15 protein-coding genes are annotated in these 17,212 nt (G+C 52.4%); 2 read left to right on the top strand and 13 right to left on the bottom strand.

The window, feature by feature from the left end; all coding sequences use genetic code 11:
• Nucleotides 1-139: 139 nt before the first annotated feature.
• The 6 genes from phoU to RJD28_07485 all read right to left on the bottom strand — a co-directional run bounded on the left by phoU (nucleotide 140) and on the right by RJD28_07485 (nucleotide 6,434).
• Nucleotides 140-793: a phosphate signaling complex protein PhoU gene (gene phoU, locus RJD28_07510; GenBank protein WNV59311.1), complete on the bottom strand. Its 654-nt coding sequence runs from the start codon at nucleotides 791-793 to the stop codon at nucleotides 140-142.
• A 14-nt stretch (nucleotides 794-807) separates the two neighbouring features.
• Nucleotides 808-1,569: a phosphate ABC transporter ATP-binding protein PstB gene (gene pstB, locus RJD28_07505; GenBank protein WNV59310.1), complete on the bottom strand. Its 762-nt coding sequence runs from the start codon at nucleotides 1,567-1,569 to the stop codon at nucleotides 808-810.
• 12 nt (nucleotides 1,570-1,581) lie between these two features.
• Nucleotides 1,582-2,760 carry a phosphate ABC transporter permease PstA gene (gene pstA / locus RJD28_07500; protein WNV59309.1) on the bottom strand — a complete coding sequence of 393 codons (1,179 nt, stop codon included), beginning with the start codon at nucleotides 2,758-2,760 and terminating at the stop codon, nucleotides 1,582-1,584.
• A complete protein-coding gene (pstC, locus tag RJD28_07495; GenBank protein ID WNV59308.1) occupies nucleotides 2,757-3,638 on the bottom strand; it encodes a phosphate ABC transporter permease subunit PstC in 882 nt (293 codons plus the stop codon). Before pstC ends, pstA begins: the two co-directional genes overlap by 4 nt.
• A gap of 93 nt (nucleotides 3,639-3,731) precedes the next feature.
• Nucleotides 3,732-4,646, bottom strand: coding sequence for a phosphate ABC transporter substrate-binding protein (locus RJD28_07490; protein WNV59307.1), 915 nt, complete (start codon nucleotides 4,644-4,646; stop codon nucleotides 3,732-3,734).
• Nucleotides 4,647-4,763: 117 nt separating this feature from the next.
• Nucleotides 4,764-6,434 carry a Na/Pi cotransporter family protein gene (locus RJD28_07485; GenBank protein WNV59306.1) on the bottom strand — a complete coding sequence of 557 codons (1,671 nt, stop codon included), beginning with the start codon at nucleotides 6,432-6,434 and terminating at the stop codon, nucleotides 4,764-4,766.
• 200 nt (nucleotides 6,435-6,634) lie between these two features.
• Here RJD28_07485 and RJD28_07480 point away from each other — a divergent pair, with 200 nt between their 5' ends.
• Nucleotides 6,635-8,167, top strand: a complete 1,533-nt coding sequence (locus tag RJD28_07480; protein ID WNV59305.1) for a Na+/H+ antiporter NhaC family protein — start codon at nucleotides 6,635-6,637, stop codon at nucleotides 8,165-8,167.
• Between the two features lie 173 nt (nucleotides 8,168-8,340).
• On the opposite strand, the gene RJD28_07475 is transcribed toward RJD28_07480, so the two are convergent.
• Genes RJD28_07475 through RJD28_07455 form a run of 5 tightly spaced genes read right to left on the bottom strand, consistent with a single transcriptional unit; the run spans nucleotide 8,341 to nucleotide 14,326 of the window.
• Nucleotides 8,341-9,213: an ABC transporter permease gene (locus RJD28_07475; GenBank protein WNV59304.1), complete on the bottom strand. Its 873-nt coding sequence runs from the start codon at nucleotides 9,211-9,213 to the stop codon at nucleotides 8,341-8,343.
• Nucleotides 9,214-10,146 (bottom strand): ABC transporter ATP-binding protein, encoded by a 933-nt coding sequence (locus tag RJD28_07470; protein WNV59303.1) that lies wholly within the window; start codon nucleotides 10,144-10,146, stop codon nucleotides 9,214-9,216. It abuts the gene before it with no gap.
• 2 nt (nucleotides 10,147-10,148) lie between these two features.
• Entirely contained in the window at nucleotides 10,149-12,479 is a 2,331-nt protein-coding gene (locus tag RJD28_07465; GenBank protein ID WNV59302.1) for a hypothetical protein, read from the bottom strand.
• A 19-nt stretch (nucleotides 12,480-12,498) separates the two neighbouring features.
• Nucleotides 12,499-13,635 (bottom strand): HAMP domain-containing sensor histidine kinase, encoded by a 1,137-nt coding sequence (locus tag RJD28_07460; protein WNV59301.1) that lies wholly within the window; start codon nucleotides 13,633-13,635, stop codon nucleotides 12,499-12,501.
• Nucleotides 13,625-14,326, bottom strand: a complete 702-nt coding sequence (locus RJD28_07455; protein WNV59300.1) for a response regulator transcription factor — start codon at nucleotides 14,324-14,326, stop codon at nucleotides 13,625-13,627. Before RJD28_07455 ends, RJD28_07460 begins: the two co-directional genes overlap by 11 nt.
• A 291-nt stretch (nucleotides 14,327-14,617) precedes the next feature.
• On the opposite strand from RJD28_07455, the gene RJD28_07450 reads away from it, so the two are divergent.
• Nucleotides 14,618-15,181, top strand: a complete 564-nt coding sequence (locus RJD28_07450) for a prolyl-tRNA synthetase associated domain-containing protein (protein WNV59299.1) — start codon at nucleotides 14,618-14,620, stop codon at nucleotides 15,179-15,181.
• Here RJD28_07450 and RJD28_07445 read toward each other — a convergent pair whose 3' ends face one another.
• Together RJD28_07445 and hemW are read right to left on the bottom strand one after the other, a co-directional pair.
• The gene (locus tag RJD28_07445; protein ID WNV59298.1) at nucleotides 15,182-15,742 is read right to left on the bottom strand and encodes an NUDIX domain-containing protein; all 561 of its coding nucleotides are present in this window, start codon (nucleotides 15,740-15,742) and stop codon (nucleotides 15,182-15,184) included.
• 199 nt (nucleotides 15,743-15,941) lie between these two features.
• Nucleotides 15,942-17,189, bottom strand: a complete 1,248-nt coding sequence (hemW, locus tag RJD28_07440; GenBank protein ID WNV59297.1) for a radical SAM family heme chaperone HemW — start codon at nucleotides 17,187-17,189, stop codon at nucleotides 15,942-15,944.
• Nucleotides 17,190-17,212: the final 23 nt, after the last annotated feature.

Raw genomic sequence — 17,212 nt, 5'->3', positions numbered from 1 at the left:
AAAACCGCGTGTACCACGCTCTCCGCTGCTACGCAGCTATTTTTTGCTCATAAGCGGGCGCTCCGTCCAAGGCTTCACGAAGCCCGCCTTACATGCAAGCATGACGTCTGGCTCCATAAACCCTTGACTGAACTGTTATTTATTTTAGGTTGTCTAACTCCCCGGTCACCACGAAGGTGATCCACCCGGCGATGTTGGTGGAATGGTCTGCCATACGTTCAAGATACTTGATTATCATCAAATAGTCAATATACTGTTTGATCCGGTCAGGATTATGTTTCATGGCGATGGCAATCTCGTCCCTGATTTTTACAAAGTAATCATCCACGATGTCGTCGGAGGCTTCCACCTGCTCTGCCTCTGCCTTGTCGTCGCTGACGAAAGCTTCTACGGTGCGGTGGATCATGTCTTTGACGCTGCGGATCATGTCCGGCACGCAGTCGGGCATGGGAATTTCCTTCTCGTCGGAGAGCAGGAGAATGTATTCGGAAATGTCGCTGCAGTGGTCCGCGATCCGCTCCAGATCAGAAATGATGCGCATGATGGAGGTCACCCGGCGAAGGTCGGTGGCCACCGGCTGCTGGGTGGCGATCATGTCGATGCAGGCCCGCTCGATCTCCCGCTCCATGGCGTCCACCCGGTCGTCCCCGGCGATGATTTCCCGGGCCTTTTCCCGGTTCATTTTATAGAGGGCTTCCTCCACCTGATCCAGGGATTCCTCGATCAGCGTCCCCATCTCCACCACTTTTTTGTGAAGTTTATCCAATTCATCCAGATATACCTGTCTTGTCATGTTTTCCTCCTCCATCAGCCAAACCGGCCGGTAATGTATTCCTCTGTCTTCTTTTCCACAGGGTTATTGAAGATCTGCAGGGTCGGGCCGTACTCCACCACTTCTCCGGTGAGGAAGAAAGCGGTCTTATCAGAAATACGGCTGGCCTGCTGCATGTTATGGGTCACAATGATGATCGTATAATTTTTCTTTAATTCCAGCGCCAGATCCTCGATCTTCATGGTGGAAATGGGATCCAGGGCGGAGGTGGGTTCATCCATGAGCAGCACCTCCGGCTCCACTGCCAGCGCCCGGGCAATACAGATTCTCTGCTGCTGTCCGCCGGACACGCCCAGCGCATTTTTCTTTAACCGATCTTTGACCTCATCCCAGATGGCCGCCTGTCTCAGGCTTCGCTCTACAATGTCATCCAGCTGGCTTTTTTTCTTGATGCCATGAATCCGGGGACCGTAAGCCACATTGTCATAAATGGTCATGGGGAAAGGATTGGGCTGCTGGAATACCATGCCTACGCGGCGGCGCAGGTCGATGACATCGATATCCCTGTAAATATCCACGCCGTCCAGATAGATATTGCCTTCGATCCGCACGCCGTCAACCAGATCATTCATCCGGTTGACGGTTTTCAGGAAGGTGGATTTGCCACAACCGGAAGGCCCGATGAACGCGGTGATCTCGTTTTCCTGAATCTCCATATTGATATTTTTCAATGCTTTAAAGTCCCCGTAATACAGGCTTAAGTCTTTTACGGAAAACTTGGATTTTGTCTGTTCCATATGTATTCTCCTTTATCTTCCCTGCCGACGCAGCATCCGTCTGGTGATCCATTTGGACAGGGCGTTGATGCCGATGATAATCATAAGCAAAATGATACCGATGGCGCAGGCCGTCGTCAGGTCGTTCTCTTCCTTCATGAGCGTATAGGCCTTGATGGTCAGGGTGGCGCCGCTGGCAGAATTGCCGAACAGCGCTTTCGGGATCTGGGCCACCGTTCCCGCTGTCAGAAGCAGGGCCGCCGACTCTCCCACCACACGGCCGATGCTTAAAAGCACAGCAGTCAGAATGCCGGGGATGGCGTTGGGCAGCACCACATGGCCGATGGTCTGCAGCTTGGTGGCTCCCAGGCCCAGGGAGGATTCCCGGTAACCTTTTGGAATGGCCTTCAGTGCTTCCTCCGTAGTGGTGATGATGGTGGGCAGCAAAATGATACTCACTGTCAGGGCACCGGCCAGGATGGAATACTGTAAACGCATAATCTGCACGAAGAACAGGGAACCAAACAGGCCATATATGATGGACGGGATACCGGCCAGATTCTCAATGGCAAAATGGATCATCGTCAGCAGCTTGCCCGGTTTGGCATATTCGATCAGATACACTGCTGCCAGGATACCAATGGGCGCCGCAATGCCGATAGAAAGAAGAATCATGTAAATCGTCGTCACCACCATAGGTACGATACCACCACCGGGCCGCACCACCTTCAGCCGAAGGGCCGCGTCCGTCTGGGCTTCCATCTGCTGTACCGCTTCCGCCAGGAAGGCTTCCTCGGAAAGTTTTCCGCCGGTTACCTCTTCTTTATAAGCGGCCTCCACATCATAGGCGCCGAACTTGGTCAGGATATCCCCTTTTTTCACCGCATAAGTAGCTCCTGTGCCATCCACGGCACTGCGCACCGGAGAATAACTGTCCATATCAGTCACCACTACCTGGCCGTCCCGGATTCCCAGGTGGATACCCACCGTGTTCACATAATAGTCGCCGCTGTCCGGCTGGGGATCCACGTACCGGCCACAGGTCACATAGGTGGTCTTATCTTCATAGGCGTGGGTCAGGAATGCCGGTGTGATACCAGGCATACCCTTGATCAGGATAAAACCGATGATCACCACCAGGATCAACACGGTAACCCCCGCACACCCGTAAATACATCCCCGAAGGATGCCATCTTTCTGTTTTCTGCTCATTTCTTCGACTCACCTGCCTTATGGGTCAGTACGATCAGTGTCGTATTGACGATCATGATAAAAATAAAAAGGATCACACCAGTGGCAAACAGCATTTCTGACTGTCTGCCGGAGGCATAGCTCATTTCCATGGCAATGTTCGTCGTCAGCGGACGTACCATGGACCAGATACTCTTAGGAAGGCCTGAGGTGGGATTTCCCGCGATCATCATCACCGCCATGGTTTCTCCGATGGCCCGGCCAATGCCCAGCACTGCTGCGGAGAGGATACCGGATTTGGCTGCCGGGATCGTCACTTTAAAAATCGTCTGGATCTCGGAAGCCCCCAGCCCATAGGATGCCTCCCGGTAAGATTTCGGTACGGCCCGCAGGGATGTCTCTGACAGGGATACGATGGTGGGCAGGATCATAATGGTAAGCACGATGATCACCGCCAGCAGCGACTGGCCCTGTACCATGGGCGATACCTTTTTGATCAGCGGTACGATGATGCCAAGGCCAAAGGCACCATACAGCACCGACGGGATCCCGGCCAGCAGCTCCACCGCCGGTTTGATGATCCTGACGAACCGGTCAGGCGCCAGCTCCGAGATAAAGACTGCAGTCAAAAGTCCCACCGGCACGCCGATGACAATGGCACCCACAGTAGCCAGCACGGAAGCCACGATCATATAGAAAATACCATATATGTTTTCTCCGGGCGCCCACCGGGTTCCCGTGATAAAATCGAGAAAGCTGTAAGCATCCGGGCCGAAAAACGGGTGTAGCCCTTTGTAGAATACAAAGACGATGATGGCCGTTACCGACACCACACCCACCAGCGCACAGAGCAGAAACAATGTCTCTATGCTTTTTTCTCCTAATTTTTCTCTGTTCATATTTTCCCCTTTAAAAATGCCCCAAAACAGGCTCCGGATATCCAGTCTTTGTTTTGGGGCAGCTTTCTTTTTCTTTTTCGTTCTCCGGAAAATTTATTTCACACGGATTCCGCCGTGGTTATCTACGCACGCCTGTCCGTCTTCTGTCAGGGCAAAGTCAAGAAATGCTTTTCCTGCATCTGTTACGGTGTCATCGTAGTATACGAAGATGAACGGTCTGGACAGCGGATACTCGCCGGTCTTTGCAAGCTCAGCCGTAGGCTCCACATCATTGACGGTCAGCGCTTTTACCGTGTCATCGATGAAGGAGAAGGATACATAGCCGATAGCGTTGGCATTCTCTGCCACTGCTGCCTGTACCGGACCATTTCCTTCCGATACAGAAGCTGCACCGGTCAGTCCGCCTGCATCCTCTAAGGCAATCAGCTCTTCAAAAGCGCTTCTGGTCCCGGAGCTCTCCTCACGGGACACCACAAAAATCTCTGCATCATCACCGCCAACCTCTTTCCAGTTTGTGATCTTACCGGAATAAATATCTGCCAGCTGCTCGGTGGTGATATTTTTCACTGCCTCATTTGCCGGGTTTACGATGACTGCGATTCCGTCATAAGCAAATACTTCCTGCTTCAGATCAGCATCCTTTTCATCATCCTTGATCTCTCTGGAAGAAGCGCCGATGTTGTTGGTCTTTGCCTTGGTGTCCTTGATGCCTGCGGAAGAACCGCTGCCGGTGTACTCGATGGTCACGTTGGGGTTCTGTGCGGTGAACTCATCCTTCATGTCATTCAGGATCTTCTCAACGGAAGTAGAACCTGTGATCACGACGGTACCGGAAAGGTCTGAAGCTGCAGTATCTGCTGCTGTGGCATCTGCTGTCTTCTCCTGCTGTGTATTCTCTGTCGCTGCCGGTGCTGTTGTTGCCGGTGCGCTGTCACTGCTGCTGTTACCGCAGGCAGTCATGCCTACTGTCATTGCTGCGATCATGCCAATTACGATTGCTTTTTTCATTTCTCTCATACTCCTCCTAAAACTTATCTTTCAGATTGTTTTCCTCATCTGTTGAAACCATCCTATACCCGGTGTATAAAAGAAATATTTGCTTTTTGTTAAGTCTTTGTAAAAGCATCAGTGGGCCATTTCCGAAGAAATATACTCCACAATGTTTCTGGCATGGTCAGAAACCCGCTCCATATTACTGATGATATCCAGGAAGATGATGCCCTTGGAGGCAGAGCACTCGTTCCGGGCGATCCGCTCCATATGGGATTTCCGCAGTTCCTTTCTCAGTCCGTCAATCTCGTCCTCCAAATCTTTGACCTTCTGCACATTTTCCCGGCACTGCTCCGGCTTCTCGCTTCTTCTGGCCGCAATGGCGCCCTCAATGGTCTCCACAGACAGCTCCGTCATTTCCCGCAACCCTTCCTTGGCATCCATAGAAAACTCCATGGAAGTATCCGACATTTCCTCAGCCAGATCTACGATATTGTCACAGTGGTCGGAAATCCGCTCCACATCCTTTACGGTATACATGAGATCACCCACGATCTCCCGCTGTTTGTCTGTCAGGGAAGTGTGGTCCAGCTTCGCCAGATATTCCATGATCAGTTTTTCGAATTCATTCACGGTTTCTTCCAGTTTCCGCCCCTTCTCGATTTTCCGGTGGCTGCCTGTCAGCACTGCATCCATGGCAGTGCGCAGATGACAGACCGTGATCTCACTCATCCGAAGCAGCTCCTGGATCGTATTTTCCACAGCGAAAGCAGGGGTTTCCAGCACACGGGCATCCAGCTGCGGCAGAGCGATGTCTGCCATCTCCTCTGCCTCGCCGGTCTCTTTTTCATCCCGGACAATTTTTTCCGATAATTTCACCAGTACTCTGGCAAAGGGGAACAGCAGGATTGTATTGGTCACATTGAATACCGTGTGGAAAATGGAAATCTGTACGCTGCTGATGGTCGATGTGCCGAAAGCCGGGCGCAGGCCAAACACGATAACCATGACAATACCAAAGACTACCGCACCGATCACATTAAATAAAAGGTGGATCACCGCTGCCCGCTTGGCATTTTTCTGAGCGCCGATACTGGACAGCAGCGCCGTTACACAGGTACCGATATTCTGGCCAAGAGTGATGAACACGGCAGAATTCCATGTCACGATCCCGTTCATGGCCAGCGTCTGCAGAATACCTACAGAAGCGGAAGAGCTCTGGATGACGCCCGTCACCACCGCACCGGTCAGGATGCCAAGGATGGGGTTGTTCCCCAGCACGGAAAAGGCTGTGGAAAAAATCGGCGCACTCTTATACGGTGCAATGGAACCGGACATGTAACTTAAGCCCACGAACAGTACACCAAATCCCACCAGAATCTGGGCAATTTCCTTCTGCCGTTCTTTTTTGCAGAATAACAGCATAAAAGCGCCAATGCCGATGAGCAGCGGTGCAAACGTCTCCGGCTTTAACATACTGCCCCACTCGCTCATGGACACGATCCATGCAGTCACTGTTGTTCCGATATTGGCACCCATGATCACGCCCACAGCCTGGGTCAGGTTCAGAATGCCTGCATTCACAAAACCGACCACCATAACGGTTGTGGCGGATGAGCTCTGGATGATGGCGGTAACTCCCAGTCCTACCAGTACACCCATGAGCCGGTTGCTCGTTAAAAACTGTAATAATTTGCGCATCCGGTTTCCTGCAGATTTCTGCAGGCCGTCCGCCATGACGTTCATGCCATACAGGAACATCCCCAGGCCCCCGATAAACATAAACAGCATTTTCATATGCTCCATCTCTTTTGTCCTCCTACTCTCTCCTCGTTATTGCTTCTTTTCTGAATATTCATCTACCTACTTCTCAACAATATGAAATTCCTGTAAAGTCTGTACGAAGCAAATGTAAAGTTTATGTAAAGTCTCATTGACGGAACCGGATTCACCGATTACAATAAGATAGAATTAAAAATTTCTTGAATTTGAGAGGGGAAAACGATATGGAACCAATTTTTGTCGGCTGGCTGTCTTTACTGCCTCCGCTTCTTGCAATTTCACTTGCGCTGATCACCAAGGAGGTTATGTCCTCCCTGCTCATCGGTATTCTGTCAGGATCTCTGATCTATGCCTGTGCCTCCGGCCTGAACCCGTTTATGGGTACCCTGACCACCACCTTTGACCTGATGGCATCCCGGGTAGATATGAAGATTCTGATATTCCTGGGTCTTTTAGGCGCTCTGGTCGTTGTCGTAACCATGGCAGGCGGTTCCCGGGCTTACGGCCGCTGGGTATCCGATAAGATCAAAAACCGCCACATGGCACAGCTGGCAACCGCCGCCCTGGGCATCCTGATCTTTATTGACGACTATTTCAACTGCCTGACCGTCGGCACCGTTATGAAACCGCTGACAGACAAGCATAACATTCCCCGGGCCAAGCTGGCTTACATCATCGATGCCACCGCTGCCCCGGTATGTATCATTGCCCCGGTTTCCAGCTGGGCAGCCGCTGTCGGCTCTTCTCTGGCAGCCACCGGTGAATTTACCAGTGATATCGCAGCCTTTATGGCAACGATCCCTTACAACTTATATGCCATTCTTTCTATATTAATGGTACTGCTTCTCTGTCTGAAGGATCTGGACTTCGGCCCCATGGAAGAAAAGGAAGAGGCTGCACAGGCAGGCGACCTGGGTGATTTTGATGCGCCCATCGAAGAATCCGTGCACATTTCCGAGCGTGGCCGGGTATCGGACATGCTCATCCCGGTCATCGCCCTGATCATTTTCTCCATTCTGGCCATGCTGCAGAACGGCGGCCTCTGGGGAGACGATCCGGCTTATCACACCATTATGGCAGCCTTCGGTAACTGCAGCGCCTCTGATGCGCTGGTGCTGGGCGGCTTCGGTGCCCTGATCGTAGCTTTTATTCTGTTCATTCCGCGCAAACTGGTAACCTTCCATGATTTCATGTCCGGTATTGAGAGCGGCGTGAAAAACATGGTGCCCGCTTACCTGATCCTGATCATGGCGTGGACCATCAGCGGCGTGTGCCGTGACCTTCTCATGACCGGCGAATATGTCCGCGGCATTGTGGAGAGCTCCAGCCTTCCCCCGGCCATCATTCCGGCCCTGATCTTTGTCATTGCGGCATTTTTGTCCTTCTCCATGGGCACAGCCTGGGGCACCTTCGGTATCCTGATTCCCATCATCGTACCGGTATGCTCTGCCATCGCGCCGCAGCTGATCATCGTCTCTCTGTCCGCCACTCTGGCAGGCAGTGTATTCGGCGATCACTGCTCCCCGATTTCTGATACCACCATCCTGTCCTCCACCGGTGCGGGATGCCAGCATATTGAACACGTATCTACCCAGCTGCCCTACGCACTCACCGTAGCCTCCTGCTGTTTTGTCGGCTATGTGGTGGCCGGGTTCAGCGGCGGCAATGTGGTGCTGACGCTGGCCTCCGCCATTGTGTGTCTGGTGGTGGCTCTGGTGGTGCTGCATCAGCATTCGGTAAATAAAAAGCAGGCATAAACCATAGGTTACGCCTGACACAAAGTTTGCAACAAAAAAGTTCTGTCATGGTCTTCTGTTATCGAAGATCTTGACAGAACTTTCTTTTTTCATCGCCATATTTTTCTCATATTCCAGCTATTTTCCCGGCTTCCATGTTTACACCGTTCTGTGCTGTTTCCACGATTTTCCCTCTATTTTAATGGATTGATCTTTCTCCCCGCCAGATACAGCAGCACGCCGGACAGCAGCAGCTGCACCACCTCGCTGACGGCGATCCAGTGGGTGAGGATGCCTTCCGCCCCGTTCAGCCCGAACCGGGTACAGAGCGCTACGATGGCTCCCGGGTCTCCCACCTGGCTGCTGACCATGCCATAGAAGGTCACCGCCGGATTGACCAGAAGAAGGCCGATGACGTTGCCCACGGTGATGCCCTCCGTCTGTCCCACTGCCGACATCTGCATCTGTACCAGACTGTAAACGCCGCTTTCGATGACCAGTGTGCCGCCCAGCAGGAACAGCACCGCCAGATAGGTCAGCACCGTGGCAGTGGTCACCCTTCTTGTGTAGGCCGAAAAGAAAATACCCACACTGCCGACAAAAATTGCCGATACGCCCAGGATCACCACAAATCCCACCAGCTCCAGAATGCCCACACCGCCAAAGATGAACACAATGGACAGCACCGGCAGACTGGAGACGGCCAGCATGAGCACCGAACTCAGGGACGATTCCAGCTTGCCCAGCACGATAGACCAGGGCTTCATCTTCGTCGCCAGCAGCATGTCCAGCGTCTGCCGTTCCCGCTCCCCGGCGATGCTGCCCGCCGTAATGGCCGGGATGATGAGCAGGATCATACCAAATTCTATATAAGCCATGACCACATACAGGCTCACCGTCTCAGAATAATCCATGCTGTATCCATAATGTACCGAATTCATCATACTGTACAGCACCATCATGCTCACCACGATAAGCACGGCATTATAGCCAAATACCATCCAACTGCTTTTCATCGTTCGGCTGCTTAATTTGATCTCATTTTTAAATACCGGATTCAGCTTCACTTATCCTGCCTCCTCACTGTGTTCTGTAATCTTCAGGAACAGGGATTCCAGGCTGCCCTGCTCTCTGGAATAGGACTGGACAAGAACACCATTATCGATGAGCGTTTTCAACAGTCTTGCTTCCTCCTCCCGGTTTCCGGAAAAAGAAGCGAAAATACTGTTGCCCTGGATGGTAAGGCTCTCAATCTTCTCCTCCTTCTTCAACAGCAGCACTGCTGTATCCACCTGGTCATACACCCGGATGATCAGCGGATTAGACGTATCCACTGTCTCCAGAATGTCTTCGATACTTCCCTGGAGGATCATCTTACCCCGCTCGATGACACCAATGCTTGTACACATCTCTGCCAGCTCCATAAGAATGTGGGAACTGATGATGATCGTCTTGCCGTCATCCCGGAGTTCTTTCAGGATCTCCTTAAATTCAAACCGGCTTCTGGGATCCAGACCTGATGCCGGCTCATCCAGAATAAGAAACTGAGGATCATGGATCAGCGCCCGGGCCAGGCAGAGCCGCTGCTTCATTCCCCGGGAAAGTTCATCCACATAGCACTCTTCCTTGCCCTCCAGATGCACCATTTCCAGAAGATGTCCACCCAGCCTGCGGGCCTGCCTCGTCTCCATGCCATAAGCACTGGCATAAAATTCCAGATATTCCATTACCTGCAGATTGTTATAAACGCCAAAAAAATCCGGCATATAACCGATAACCTCTTTCAGCCGGTTATAATCCTCAAAAAGCTTGATATCATCAATGTAAATCTCTCCCGCATCTGCCTTGAGAAGGCCTGCCATGATTTTCATGGTTGTGGTCTTTCCCGCACCGTTTGGTCCTACGAAACCGAAGATCTCCCCTCTGTCAATCTGCAGATCCAGACTGTCCAGCGCTGTATATCTGCCATAACGTTTCGTCAGATTTCTGATTTTCAGCATGGTCAGATCCTCCCCTTCATGATCAAAATCGGCAGCTTGTCTGATTTGTCTGATCCCACGGTCGTATCCCGATAACGCAACAGCAGCCGGTGATCCAGCGAAATGCACTGCTCCAGCCGGTCACCCGTCAGCTCGTCCTCCTCAGACACCTTCTCATACCGACCGGCCCTGTAATTATAAATTTCTATCGTCCCGGCAAATTCCTGGTAAGCATCCGCATCATAGTAATCCTCACGGCCAAACATCAGGGACAGATCCTGCACATCCTCCGGCACCTGGTATTCCAGCACCACATCATTGCCGTAAGCGGTATTATTATAGGTAACGTAATCGCCGGACACCACCCGCACCGTACTGGTGATAAACGGGAAATATTTCCAGATTTTCCCATTTTCTTCTTTCTCATAAGAAAGTGAAATGTCTGTATTCACAAGTGTCTGCCCTTCCGTCTGATAGGCACTGTCCTTCAGCAAATCCAGTGGCACACCGTCCACAAACCCCACCAGACGACAGCCCTTCGGCTCCTTCTCATAGCCCTCCTCCAACTGATTGGAAAGGATCGATGTCTTCCAGCAGGCATCCAGAAAATCCGCATTCACTTCCCTGTGATATCCCGCTTCATAATCCAGGCATTTTTGCACAATCTCATATCCCTCTCCCGGAACAAAGGAATACAGACTGCATGTTCCCACATCCAGGGATCCACCGGCCGGGAACTGTTCCACATACACCAGATGATTCTGAAATATCAGGAACACATCCGTCAGATTGTAAGATGTCCGGTTGACCAGCGTCCCGGTCAGTGCGCCATCAAAATAGCAAAGCTCTCCCTGCACGCCAAAATCCGCATCCGTCTTTTCCGTCCGGGAGGCCTGCACATATTTGGCCGTAAACGCCCGGTCACTCTCCATGGACAGCACATTTTCCGTCTCCCCATAGGCGATCTGCATGCTTTCTCTGGAAAAATCAGGCACCGCATCCATATAGGCGGCGCCATAATAAGCCGTATCGCACACCGGCATGAGATCATAGTCCTGATTCACATAAATGCTGTACGCCGTGTTATAAGGCGCCCGGACAGAAAAATCTACCTTCTCATCCTTCACGCCCGGCATCAGATTGATCTTCCGCACATAATTGACAAAGGGCGCATTAAACCGGGTGCGGCTGCCCATGACAAACACGATCCCGGAAAACAGGATCGCCAGAACACCCACACAGCCCCAGATATATTTTCTTCCGTGAAATTTTTTCAATACAAGGTAAACCACCGGCCCTGCCAGGATCACATAGACGGCCAGCACTACCGCATATCTGCCGGTCTTCGGGATATGTTCCATGCTGACGCCCTCCAGCTCACTGGAAACGACCCAGTAATCGTCCCCGGTGTGCGTTACCGTGGGATCCGCTTCCTCCAGCTGCTGCCTGGAAAAGCAGTCCTCCAAAAGCATCTGTCCCATCAGATCGGTACCGGCTACCTCGTCCTCTCCCATGGTCAGCCGCTGGGGGTAGGTCACGATCCGTCCCTCTCCGTAAGGTTCGATCTCCGGTGTCAGGTCTGCCATGTCTGCAGCCTTCTGTCCGCCGCCCTGCACCAGCACACCGCCGTCTCTCACCCAGCGCTTGATGGCTTCCTTCTGTTCCGTGCGCAGCCTGTCTGTATCAAAATCCTGCACCAGGAGCAGATCCAGCATATCCAGCCCGGCCCGGGTATCCTCCAGTGTGGTCTCATCCAACAGCACCGCTGCCAGACTGACAGAAGAATAGGCCGACGTGCGCAGGCCGTCCAGATACTGCATGCCTGTCGGATCATCTGTCAGCACCCCCGCCAGAAACTCTCCGGAGGAGGTGCGCACTGACAGGGAAAAGTCCTTCTCCGCCTGTATCTGTCCGTCCGCCCCGATGAGCTGAATTTTTACAAAAGGGGAACATCCGGTCATGGGCAGTGTAAATGTCACTGTCTTGCTCTGTCCCGGTTCCAGCTCCAGCACTTTGGAAACCCCATAATTGTCATAGCTGAGTGCATAGGCCCTGTGGCCAAAAGGCAGGCTCATCAACGAACCGGAGCCATAGTATACATCCTGTCTGTAAGCAGAAGTCAGAAGATGCACCTTTCCGGAAAAATCTGCGTCCTTACTCGTTACCTGTACATGAAAAGCGGCATCCCGGTTATATTTTACCGAATTATCATACCCATAGGTCAGCGAAATATCAAAGGTATCCGCCACAGGCGCTGCCGCTTCTGTCCTCCGCCCTGCACCAAGCAGCAGAAGCACTGCCAGAAGACAGACGCCGGCCACACGCCAGACTCTTTGTTTTCTGTATGTTTGCATATACCCTCTCCTCATATATCTAACCGCAAGAATCAAAATGCTCCGGCCGGTCCTTCAGCGACTGATACAGGCGCACCTCAAAAACCGTTCCCCGGATATTGCTGGTTGCATGGATCGTTCCGCCGTGAAGCTCCACCACACCCTTCGCAATGGCCAGCCCCAGTCCGGTGCCCCCGGTATTCATGGAACGGGAATGCTCCACACGGTAGAATTTTTCAAAAATATGATCCAGCTCCTCCGGCGGGATGATCTTCCCATAGTTCAGCACACGGATGACCACCATGGGATCCTCCCGCTCCACGCTGACCACGATCTTCTTCCCGTCCGCGCCGTACTTGATGGCGTTGTTGATCAGGTTGTCAAACAGCCGCGCCAGCAGGTTGCCGTCCGCCTCGATCTGGAGACTGTTCTGGGAGCTGGTAAACTCATAGGTAAGCCCCGCCTCCTGAAAATTCGGATAAAACTCATCCAGCATCTGTTCCAGCAGCTTGACAATGTCCAACATCCCCGGCTTCATCGTAATTTTTCCATAATTCAGTTTCGTAAAGCCAAACAGATCCTCGATCAGCTTCTCCAGCCGCTTGGATTTCTTATAGGCAATGTCCACAAAGTTCTGACGCACTTCCGGTTCCAGATCAGGCCGTGTCTTCAGAAGCTCCAGATATCCGATGACCGACGTCAGCGGCGTGCGCAGATCGTGGGCCACGTTGGTGATCAGATCATTCTTCGATCGCTCCGCTTCCCGCTCCTTGTCCATGAGTACCCGAACCTCCCCGGTCATCTTGTTCAGGCTCCGGGCAATGGATGCAAACTCATCCTGTCCCCGGACACTGATCTCCGTATTCAGGTCACCGCAGGCAATCCGGGTGATGCCATTGGAAATCTCCCGGACATAACGCACCACACCGTCCATACACATGGCAAAGCTTATGAGAAACACCGCACCGCCCACCGCAAAGAGAATAATCATCTGCACGGTGGGATTCAGGCCGTCTCTTCCAAGAATGGCATTGCGATACCCGTTCCGGCGCAGGAATTCCACGATCACCTGCAGATTGAAAATAACGATCAGCTCCGCGCCGCAGGTGATGAGAATGCTGGCCAGGGCACTGAAAAAAATCCGTCTCCGAAAGGATTTGAACAATTCATCGCTCAATTTTGTATCCCACTCCCCATACCGTCGTGATAATCTTCTCGGTTCTGGTATCCTCCTTCATCTTGCCGCGCAGTCGCCGGATGTGCACCATCACCGTGTTGTTTGCTTCATAGACCTTCTCGTTCCACACCCGCTCAAAAATCTCATCGGTGCTGAACACCCGCCCCGGGTTGGACGCCAGCAGGTACAGAATGTTGAACTCGATGGGTGTCAGCTTCACTTCTTCGCCGTACACGACCACCTTGTGATTCTCCTTGTTGATCACCAGCCCCCGGATCTGGATCTCCGTCTCCGGCTTTCCCTTGTCACTGCCGGGATTCAGCTGGGTAAACCGACGCAGCTGGGATTTCACCCGGGCGGTCAGTTCCAGCGGGTTGAAGGGCTTCGTCACATAATCGTCGGCACCTGTGCCCAGCCCCAGGATCTTGTCCAGGTCGGTGGACTTGGCACTTAAAATAATAATGGGTATGTTGCTCGTCTCCCGGATCTTCCGGCACATGGCAAGCCCGTCCATCCCCGGCATCATGATGTCCAGCAGCACCAGCTTGATGTCCTCTTTTGCCAGAATATCCAAGCCGTCCGCCGCGTTGTACGCCTTATATACTTTGTAGCCGTCACTGACCAGATAAATCTCGATCAGATCCGCGATCTCCTTCTCATCATCTACCACAAGAATCTTCGTTTCCTGCATATCATTTTCCTGCCTCTCTTAACTATATCATTCCACAATATCCCATAACACAACCAATCTATCAACAAATCACACAGGATACGGCCAGTGTATGGGAATCTCTTATCTTTCATTTTTTCCTTTTATCTGTACTCATTCTAATTCTAACACAAAACAGAAGGAGAAATCCTTACTGAATTCTTAAGCCGCCTGAAAATTTTCTTGCATCCAACGTGGGAGTTTGCTATTCTTAACAAAAAGATCATCGGAAGTTTTTTCGTATATCATTTAAAAATTCAGGAGGTTTGAACCATGAGTGACTTACACATAGATACCACCGTTTATGAGGGACGTCCCGCCGACGAGACCGGACGCCTGCCAAAAGAAATCCACACCTATGACCTGCTGGACAGGCTTTCCATTCCGTTCGTCCGGGTAGACCACGAGGCGGCCATGACCATCGAAGCCTGCCAGGGCGTCGATGCGCTCCTGGGCATGGAGATCTGTAAAAATCTATTCCTGTGCAACCGGCAAAAGACCCAGTTCTACCTGCTGCTCATGCCCGGCAGCAAGCCCTTCCGCACGAAAGAGCTGTCCGCCCAGATCGGTTCCGCCAGACTTTCCTTCGCCTCAGAAGAATACATGGAGCAGTTTCTTGACCTGACCCCCGGCTCCGTCACTGTCCTGGGGCTTATGAATGACACGGACAATCGCGTGCAGCTGCTCATCGACGAGGATGTAGTGAAGGACGAGTGTTTCGGCTGTCACCCGTGCATCAACACATCCAGCCTGAAAATGAAAACCAACGATATTCTGGAAAAATTTCTCCCGGCTGTGCATCATGAGCCGATCTTTGTAAAGTTAGGGGCTGAATGATCAAAGTGTCAGTCCGCGCCTGATTAGCTTCTCATACACAGGCAGCATGTGGGCCTCACTCACCTGCTGCCTTAACTGCTCTATGGGCAGCCAGCCCACCTGACTGTTCTCCCCTTCGCACACCTGCAGGGCTTCCGTCTCGTCCGCTTCGCACAGATATGTCAGATTGAAATGCAGATGAGCGTTGACAAATTTGCCCCGCTTGATATGCCGCCGCACCTCCAGGATGTCCACCGCAGCCAATTCCTTCTGCAACGGACGGATGGTCTGGATGCCCGTCTCTTCCCTTGCCTCTTTCAGCGCAGTCACCAGCCCGTCCGGCTCTCCGTCGGCATGTCCGCCGGTCCAGGCCCAGGACTGAAAAATATTGTGGTACGCCATGAGCACCTTCGTCCGCTCCCGGTTGAAGATCATGGACGACGCGGTAAGATGAAACAGCTCACAGGAGCGCTCCAGGATCGCATCCCCATAAGTTTTCCAGGCCGCCAGCATCAGCGCCCGGTCCTTCTCCTCCTGTTCACAGCCCGGAACAAAATTTCGGATTTCTTCTATATAATTCATTGTATTCTCCCCACTCCTGTTCTACACATTTTCCCCATTGCCACTTCCTTGCCCTCGCCTATCCCGAAGCATTTCCTATCTCGATGCCACAATCTGTATCTGCCATTACTATAAGCTCTGTCATTGTGATTCATCGCAATAACACTGCCAGCCCGAAAGCATTACCTGCCACCGATCACATCTTTCATCTTGTATATCGTCATGCATTGCACATCCCTGATCCATTTATGATCGTTATTCTTCCAGGAATCCCTCCATCACGTAATTGGCCAGATCCCGGCCCCGTTCTGTGAGAAAAAATCTGCCCGTCGCAGATCATCAGCAGCCCTTCTGTCTCGTACTTTTCCAGCTGCCGTCCATAAATTTCCCGCATATCCACACCGAACGTCCGGGCAAAATCTGCCGCCGACACGCCAGTTGTCCGCCGCAGCCCCAGAAACATGGTTTCCTCCATCTGCTCCCGCAGGGACAACACTTCCCGGCTCTCCGGTGTGAAATCTCCCTGCACATACCGTTCCAGATTTCGGTGATTGGTGAACCGACATTCCTCATAAAGGGAGGCTGCGCCGATGCCAAAGCCCACATACTCCTTCCTCAGCCAGCAGTTGTCGTTGTGGCGGCACACAAAGCCCGGCTTCGCATAGTTGGAAATCTCATAGTGCCCATACCCGGCAGCCCCAAGCAGCGCTTCCGCATCCGCGTACATGCCCCGCTCAGCTTCCTCGTCCGGCAGATACACCGGCAACTTTCCCTGCTCCCGCAGCAGTACATCGTCCTCATACCGGTCGTAAAAAGGCGTCCCTTCCTCCACAATCAGGCTGTACACCGACAGATGCTCCGGGGCCAGCGCCACCGCTTCTTTCAGCGCAGCACAAAAGCCCTCCCGGGTCTGTCCCGGCAGGGCTGCCATCAGATCTATATTAATATTCTTAAATCCGGCCTGTCTGGCCCAGGCATAACATGCCCGGAAATCCGCCGCTGTGTGGATCCGGCCCAGGGTACGCAGAAGCTCATCGTCAAAGCTCTGAGCCCCGATGCTTAAACGGTTGAAGCCCATCCGGCGATAGGCGGCGAGTTTTTCCAGATCCAGCGTGCCCGGATTGGCCTCTGTGGTGATCTCCGCCTCCGGCGACAGGACAAATTCCCGCCGCAGGGCAGAAAGGATCCGTTCTGTCTGGGTAACATCCAGCAGGGAAGGGGTGCCGCCGCCAAAAAAGATACTCGTCACGATCCGGTCTTTTTTGCCGGCATTTTTGCTTTCGATCTCCGAAAGCAGCGCCTGGACATACTGCTCCCGCACCGCTTCCGATGCAGGAGCCGACAGGAAATCACAGTAAGCACATTTTCTGACACAAAACGGAATATGGATGTAGATGCCAAGCTCGGCTTTCGTTTCGCCTGCTTCTCCCGGTTTTCTGTTTTCCTGCATCTTTTTCCCAGATTCCATCACATATTCCTTCTTCCACTTTT

The organism is Oscillospiraceae bacterium NTUH-002-81, from assembly GCA_032620915.1.
Taxonomy (GTDB): domain Bacteria; phylum Bacillota; class Clostridia; order Lachnospirales; family Lachnospiraceae; genus JAGTTR01.
Note: the sequence above shows the minus strand (reverse complement) of the source record. Positions and strands in the feature narration are given on the sequence as shown.

Coding starts and splice junctions, on each gene's coding strand:
- phoU (WNV59311.1), bottom strand. CDS start 793: ATGACAAGACAGGTATATCTGGATGAATTGGATAAACTTCACAAAAAA.
- pstB (WNV59310.1), bottom strand. CDS start 1,569: ATGGAACAGACAAAATCCAAGTTTTCCGTAAAAGACTTAAGCCTGTAT.
- pstA (WNV59309.1), bottom strand. CDS start 2,760: ATGAGCAGAAAACAGAAAGATGGCATCCTTCGGGGATGTATTTACGGG.
- pstC (WNV59308.1), bottom strand. CDS start 3,638: ATGAACAGAGAAAAATTAGGAGAAAAAAGCATAGAGACATTGTTTCTG.
- RJD28_07490 (WNV59307.1), bottom strand. CDS start 4,646: ATGAAAAAAGCAATCGTAATTGGCATGATCGCAGCAATGACAGTAGGC.
- RJD28_07485 (WNV59306.1), bottom strand. CDS start 6,434: ATGGAGCATATGAAAATGCTGTTTATGTTTATCGGGGGCCTGGGGATG.
- RJD28_07480 (WNV59305.1), top strand. CDS start 6,635: ATGGAACCAATTTTTGTCGGCTGGCTGTCTTTACTGCCTCCGCTTCTT.
- RJD28_07470 (WNV59303.1), bottom strand. CDS start 10,146: ATGCTGAAAATCAGAAATCTGACGAAACGTTATGGCAGATATACAGCG.
- RJD28_07465 (WNV59302.1), bottom strand. CDS start 12,479: ATGCAAACATACAGAAAACAAAGAGTCTGGCGTGTGGCCGGCGTCTGT.
- RJD28_07455 (WNV59300.1), bottom strand. CDS start 14,326: ATGCAGGAAACGAAGATTCTTGTGGTAGATGATGAGAAGGAGATCGCG.
- RJD28_07450 (WNV59299.1), top strand. CDS start 14,618: ATGAGTGACTTACACATAGATACCACCGTTTATGAGGGACGTCCCGCC.
- RJD28_07445 (WNV59298.1), bottom strand. CDS start 15,742: ATGAATTATATAGAAGAAATCCGAAATTTTGTTCCGGGCTGTGAACAG.
- hemW (WNV59297.1), bottom strand. CDS start 17,189: ATGGAATCTGGGAAAAAGATGCAGGAAAACAGAAAACCGGGAGAAGCA.